Genomic DNA, 6,023 nt, shown 5'->3' with positions numbered 1-6,023 from the left:
CGGCACTGGGATACCGGGCAATCCGTATCTGCCTGACAAGACCGGAGATCTTCAAGACACAGCTTCGTGCCCTGTACCGGGCATCTGCTTACGGACAGATCGCCATTATGTTCCCGATGATCATTTCGGTAAAAGAAGTGAAGCAGATCAAGGCGATCATCGAAGAGGTCAAAGAAGAGCTTCGTGAGGCACAGATCCCGTTCCGTGAGGATGTGGAACTGGGAATCATGATCGAGACACCGGCTGCCGTTATGATGAGCCGTGAGCTTGCAAAAGAAGTGGATTTCTTCAGCGTAGGAACCAACGATCTGACCCAGTACACACTGGCGATCGACCGTCAGAACCAGAAGCTGGATGCATTCTACGATCCGCACCACCCGGCAGTCCTTGCAATGATCCGCATGGCAGCCGAAAATGCCCACGCAGAAGGGAAATGGATCGGAATCTGCGGCGAACTCGGAGCAGACCTCGAACTGACTGAAGAATTCCTTGCCATGGGACTGGACGAATTATCTGTCTCTCCGGCAATGGTACTTCCGCTCAGAAAGAAGATCAGAGAGAGCAAATAAAGACTGGTTACAGATACGGTGAACAAGAACAACAAACAAGAGTCTGTTCTTCACAGATTCTGTAAAAAAATAACATCCAACAAACTAACGGGGCTAAGCACGATTCATCGTGCAACAGCCCCGTTCTGCTTTTATCCATTTTTTCCCGGAAGTCATTTCACACCCGACAGAAAACAGCTGGCAAACCCGGCATTATCTATTGGCTCCATTCCAATTTTTGTGCAATGGAGATGAGACTCAGCAATCGTGGAAGCCTCTGCTGAACACGATTGCCGCCCTCAGAGGGTCATCGGAATGCCCTGCACAAAGGAATGGAGCCAATAGATAATGCCAGATTTGCGTCCCCTTTTCAACAACATTTTTTTGACTTTCCCTACATTCTCTGCTAGGATAAAACCAGAACCAAACCACGTTTTCGGGGGAATGATATATGTACAGAGTAAGCAAGATATTGAACAATAATGGTGTGATCGCAATCAATACAGAGGATAACCAGGAATACGTCCTTCTCGGTAAAGGAATTGGCTTTGGAAAGAAGGTCAGTCAGCGTTTTGAAGTGACAGAAGATACAGCAACTTACCGCCTGACCGAACAGACAGACAGAGGATCTGCCAGATCTCTGGTGCAGGAGATGGATCCGGAATTTCTGGAGATTGCGGATGAAGTGATCCGGGAAGCAGAAAAAGTTTTCGGGAAAGTAGACCGTCGGATCATGATCCCGCTGGCAGATCATATTTCCTTTGCTGTTTCGCGAATCCGGAATCAGGAGCAGATCAGCAATCCACTGACAGATGATATCAGAGTACTTTTTCATAATGAATTTCAGGCAGCATCCGTACTCAGGGATATTTTGCAGAAGAGAATGCAGATAACGATCGATGAACATGAAATCGGATATGTGGCACTTCACATTCATTCGGCAATTGAGGATGAAAAAGTATCTGTGGCAATGCAGACGGCCCGTGCAGTGAGAGAATGTATTGAAATGATCGAAAAAGAAACAGGGGAGAAAATCGATGTGATTTCCCTTTCCTACAATCGTCTGATGAATCATATCAAATATATGGTAGCGCGTGCCCTGACAGGGGAAGATCTCCGTATCAATATGAATGATTATATAGAATCCAAATTTCCGGAAGCGTATATGACTGCGAAAAAAGTCTGTGATATGCTTGGGAAGAGTATTGGAAAAGAGCTTGATGAGATAGAAATCGGGTATCTGGCAATGCATATTGAGCGGATATACAGAGAAGAAATTAAGGCATAACAGAGGAACCGGCTTTTGTCAAAAGATTGACACTACAGGGAAAGAAATGGTATAATCGGACCAGAGTTTGAACATTAGTCTAAGGAGAAAGGTTGGTGCAGTAATGGCTACAAAAGAACAGATGGAAAAGGTAAAGGATATTGTTGTGAAGCTCCGTTATCTGGAGTGTATGGATAATATCATTTACTATGACAGATGGAATAACTGCCCGAAGGACGGATTTGATTATGAAGGGAAAGTCGGAGCATATCTGACAGAGCTTTCTAATGAGAAACTGACGAGCAAAGAGACAAAAGAGCTGGTAGAGTCACTGGAAGGAGAGACAGCTTTTGATTCCGATACAGACAAAGGTATGGTACGCTATCTGATCGGAAAGTATAAAGAAGCAGTACAGATTCCGGCAAGCCTGCAGGGGGAATTGAATCAGGCAAATGCAGATGGACAGCTGGCATGGGGAAAATGTTATGAGGCAGATGATTTTGAAAGCTTTAAGCCGGTACTGAAAAAGCAGTTTGATTTACAGGAGAAGATAGCAACAGCGATCAATCCGGATGAAAAACCGTATCAGGTCCTGGTAAACCGGTTTGATAAGGATTATCGTCTGGAAGAGATTGATGCAATTCTGGCAAAAATCAAAGATGCTGTCTGCGAAATTTTAAATGCGGTAAGAGAAGAGCAGAGTAAGATTGATGATTCCATTCTGGAATGTGAAGCAGATCATGATACGGTACTTCGTGTTGTGAAGAAAGCGCAGGAGATCCTGGGACTTGATAAAGATAAGAGCACTTTATTTGAAATCCATCATCCGGTATGTGTCTGCACCGGACCGCGTGATTCCAGACCATCCACAAACTGTGATGAGCTGATCCATGCGATTCTGGCAGTGGTTCATGAGACCGGACACGGACTTTATAATTATAATGCGAACGATGAGGTCGCAGAAAGCGGACTCTGGGGTGGAATTGAAGGCGCAATGCATGAATCCCAGTCCAGATTCTACGAGAATCATGTGGGAAGAACCAGAGAATTCTGGGAGAACCTGTACCCATATCTGCAACAGGAAGTGCCAAAATACAAAGAGATTTCTCTGGATACATTTCTTGCCGCACTCAATAAAGTAAAACCGGGACTGATCCGTCTGAAAGCGGATGAACTTACCAATACTCTGCATATCATCATCCGCTACGAAATTGAAAAAGAATATTTCGAAGGAAAACTGACAGTGGATACAATTGAAGAAGCATGGAACAGAAAATATCAGGAATATCTGGGATTTACTCCAAAGAATCATCAGGAAGGAATCCTGCAGGATGTGCACTGGGCTTCCGGATGTGTGGGATATTTCCAGGGATATGCACTTGGAGATGCTTACGCAGCACAGTTTGCTCATAAGCTTCTTACTGATTGTCCGGATGCATTTGAAAAGCTGGAAAAAGGAGACTCATCTGTAATCGGAAACTGGTTAAAAGAACATATTCACCAGTACGGACAGACCTATTCTGCGCGTGAAATGCTCGAAAAAGCAACAGGAGAAGAGTTGAATACCGATTATTATATTGAATATCTGAAAGAAAAATATTTACACTAAGCGCAGAGAGCAGGAGGATTGACCAATGAATAAAGAATTTTATGCAGGAAATCGTAAGAGCCTGTATCAGAAACTTGAAGCGGGATCTTTGGTGGTTGTATTCAGTGGACATGCACCGATCAAGACCAATGATGAGAATTATCCGTTTTTTACAAATCGTAACTTCTTGTATCTGACAGGAATCGAGCAGGAAAATATTGTACTGATGGCTTATGTCGGAGAGGGAACAATTGAAGAAACTCTGTATCTTCTTCCTCCGGATGCATTTGCAGAACGCTGGACCGGAAGACGTATAAAAGAAGAGGAAGCAGAAGAACTTTCCGGAATCACGAATTACAAATATGTGGCAGCATTCCGGAATGATCTTTCCAGACAATTATTTTCTGGCAATGTAAAGAAAGTTTATCTTGATTTTGACAAGGTTTATGAAAATACACCGGCAGTAGAAGCATACCGTCTTGGTAATTATCTGAAAGAACATGCTCCGTTTGTTGGACTTGGTAACCTTCATCCGATCATGAAGCAGCTTCGCCTGATCAAGAAACCATGCGAGATCGAGGCAATGAAGAAAGCGGAAACGATCACAAAGGCCGGAATCGAAGCAATGATGAAAGCATCTAAACCGGGAATGTACGAATACCAGTATAAAGCAGAATTTGATTATGCACTGGCTCAGAGGGGAGTGCTTTCACCAGGATTTCCGTCTATCATTTCATCGGGAAAGAACAACTTTAAAATTCATTATTATGATTATCGCGGACAGGCACAGGATGGAGATATGATCCTGAATGACGTTGGTGCTGTATGGGATTATGAGATCAACGATGTATCCAGGGCGTTTCCGTGCAATGGAAGATTTAATGACCGCCAGAAACTGCTTTATGAGTGCATTTACAATACTTCAGAATATATGTTCAGTACACTGAAACCGGGTGTACCACTTCTGGATGTGGATAAGATCATCCGTAAATATACATTTGAACAGTTAAAAGAAGCCGGAGTATGCAAAAATTTTGAAGATATTGGAACTTACATGTGGCACGGTGGAGCACATCATGTTGGATTTGATGTACATGACGTGGTAGAAGGAAGCGGACTTGCTGTACCGGGTGTTGTATTCTGTGTAGATATCGGTGTTTACCATGAAGAATGGGGCATTGGATTCCGTCTGGAAGATAACTGCCTGATCACAGAAGACGGATGTGAAAATCTGTCAAGAGCAATCCCGAGACAGATCGATGAGATTGAAGCGTTTATGGGACGCAGATAAATAGAAAACAGGAAAAGAGGGAGCTGTATAGAAAATTACGGTTCCCTTTTTCTAAAATATGGAGAGCCAGGATATGGAAAATAGAAAATCACGGAAAAGTACATTTCTTTATGTAATACTTTTAACTTTATGTGTACCACTTGCATATGTATATCTTATTCTTGTTACGAGACTGCTGGATAAAATCCCGGATGGACATATCGGATTAACGCTGGTGCTTGTGTTTCTTCCACTGCTTTTTTACTGGGGGCTTGTGGCAGTTGTGGGAATCATAAATATTGGACAGTCATTTAAATTATACAAAACGGGGAATCCGATTGAATGTGTGAACCGTATGCTGATCCATAAATATGGGCTGGTTGTCTTTTTTTGTGTGAATTTTCTGGTTTTGGTCATTTATTATTTTTTTGTAAGTATGGCAGTGCTGGTAGGAAGCCGGGGAGCCGCGATAATCTTTGCTCCGGTATTGCTGCCGTGGCTGATTGCAGCAGTTGTTTTTTCGGCTGTTGCGACATGGCTTGCTATTTTACCGGGAAGCTTTTATGGCATCCAGGTGATCCGTATGACCTATAAAAGTGGGAAAATAGGGTTTGCCGAGGCAGTTGTACATACGGTATTCCAGTTTTTCTTTCTGTTTGATGTGCTGGATGCAATGTATCTTGCAACGGGGAAATGGGGAAGAGGAAAAAAGAGTTCTGCAATTATAGGGTGTGTGTATCTGTTTGTGGTTTTTGCAACCGTATACCTGATAATTAAAATGAAATCGATGTTTTAACAAAAGTTAGCAAGAATTCTCCTTCTTCTACAGGTGGGAGATGAATTGCAGAAAAAGAATGCAGAACACTTGTTCTGTATCGTGAAGTATGGTATATTATAATCAGTCGAAAGAATAGAAAGGACTGATTATATGGATAAAATGGATCATAATGCACATTCAGTGTATTTGATGTATTATCTCTGATCATGGTTGTAAAATACCGAAGAAAAGTAATAGATGATCCGATTTCGGAACGTGCAAAAGAGATTTGGGAACGTATTGCACCTGATTATGGAATCACACTGGAAGAATGGAATCATTCAGGAGCCAAAGTTTCTGCCTGTTGACAGCGGGTGGGGCACCGATTGATGTTATCCGTAATTATATTGAGACGCAGGGAGCGAAAAAAAGATGAATATAGCTTATCGTTTTCGTATATATCCAAACAGAGAACAGGAAGTTCTGCTCGCAAAAACATTTGGCTGCTGTCGTTTTTTATATAATCAGATGTTGAATGATAAGATACGGGAATATGAAGCATCAAAAAAAATGCTGCGAAATACACCGGCGAT

General features: G+C 42.5%; 6 protein-coding genes and 1 pseudogene. All 7 read left to right on the top strand.

The features are described from left to right. On the top strand, positions 1–569 hold a 569-nt coding region (locus tag ACYQ5K_RS17435), incomplete at its 5' end, for an aldolase/citrate lyase family protein (protein WP_459778152.1). 430 nt (positions 570–999) lie between these two features. Continuing rightward, entirely contained in the window at positions 1,000–1,836 is an 837-nt protein-coding gene (locus tag ACYQ5K_RS17430; protein ID WP_178024612.1) for a PRD domain-containing protein, read from the top strand. Positions 1,837–1,939: 103 nt separating this feature from the next. Further along, positions 1,940–3,424, top strand: a complete 1,485-nt coding sequence (locus ACYQ5K_RS17425; RefSeq protein WP_173689618.1) for a carboxypeptidase M32 — start codon at positions 1,940–1,942, stop codon at positions 3,422–3,424. Between the two features lie 25 nt (positions 3,425–3,449). Further along, positions 3,450–4,694 (top strand): aminopeptidase P N-terminal domain-containing protein, encoded by a 1,245-nt coding sequence (locus ACYQ5K_RS17420; protein ID WP_173689617.1) that lies wholly within the window; start codon positions 3,450–3,452, stop codon positions 4,692–4,694. Between the two features lie 73 nt (positions 4,695–4,767). Beyond that, positions 4,768–5,469, top strand: a complete 702-nt coding sequence (locus tag ACYQ5K_RS17415; RefSeq protein WP_173689616.1) for a hypothetical protein — start codon at positions 4,768–4,770, stop codon at positions 5,467–5,469. Positions 5,470–5,601: 132 nt separating this feature from the next. Continuing rightward, a pseudogene (locus tag ACYQ5K_RS17410) lies at positions 5,602–5,866 on the top strand (IS200/IS605 family transposase). After that, positions 5,863–6,023, top strand: a 161-nt coding sequence (locus ACYQ5K_RS17405) for a helix-turn-helix domain-containing protein (protein WP_459777475.1), incomplete at its 3' end; no start/stop codon positions are given. The pseudogene ACYQ5K_RS17410 and the gene ACYQ5K_RS17405, both read left to right, overlap by 4 nt.

This window comes from Allocoprococcus similis (assembly GCF_054660775.1).
Note: the sequence above shows the minus strand (reverse complement) of the source record. Positions and strands in the feature narration are given on the sequence as shown.

Bases quoted from the DNA above. Each gene is read 5' to 3' on its own strand.
- ACYQ5K_RS17430 (WP_178024612.1), top strand. From the start codon at position 1,000: ATGTACAGAGTAAGCAAGATATTGAACAATAATGGTGTGATCGCAATC.
- ACYQ5K_RS17425 (WP_173689618.1), top strand. From the start codon at position 1,940: ATGGCTACAAAAGAACAGATGGAAAAGGTAAAGGATATTGTTGTGAAG.
- ACYQ5K_RS17420 (WP_173689617.1), top strand. From the start codon at position 3,450: ATGAATAAAGAATTTTATGCAGGAAATCGTAAGAGCCTGTATCAGAAA.
- ACYQ5K_RS17415 (WP_173689616.1), top strand. From the start codon at position 4,768: ATGGAAAATAGAAAATCACGGAAAAGTACATTTCTTTATGTAATACTT.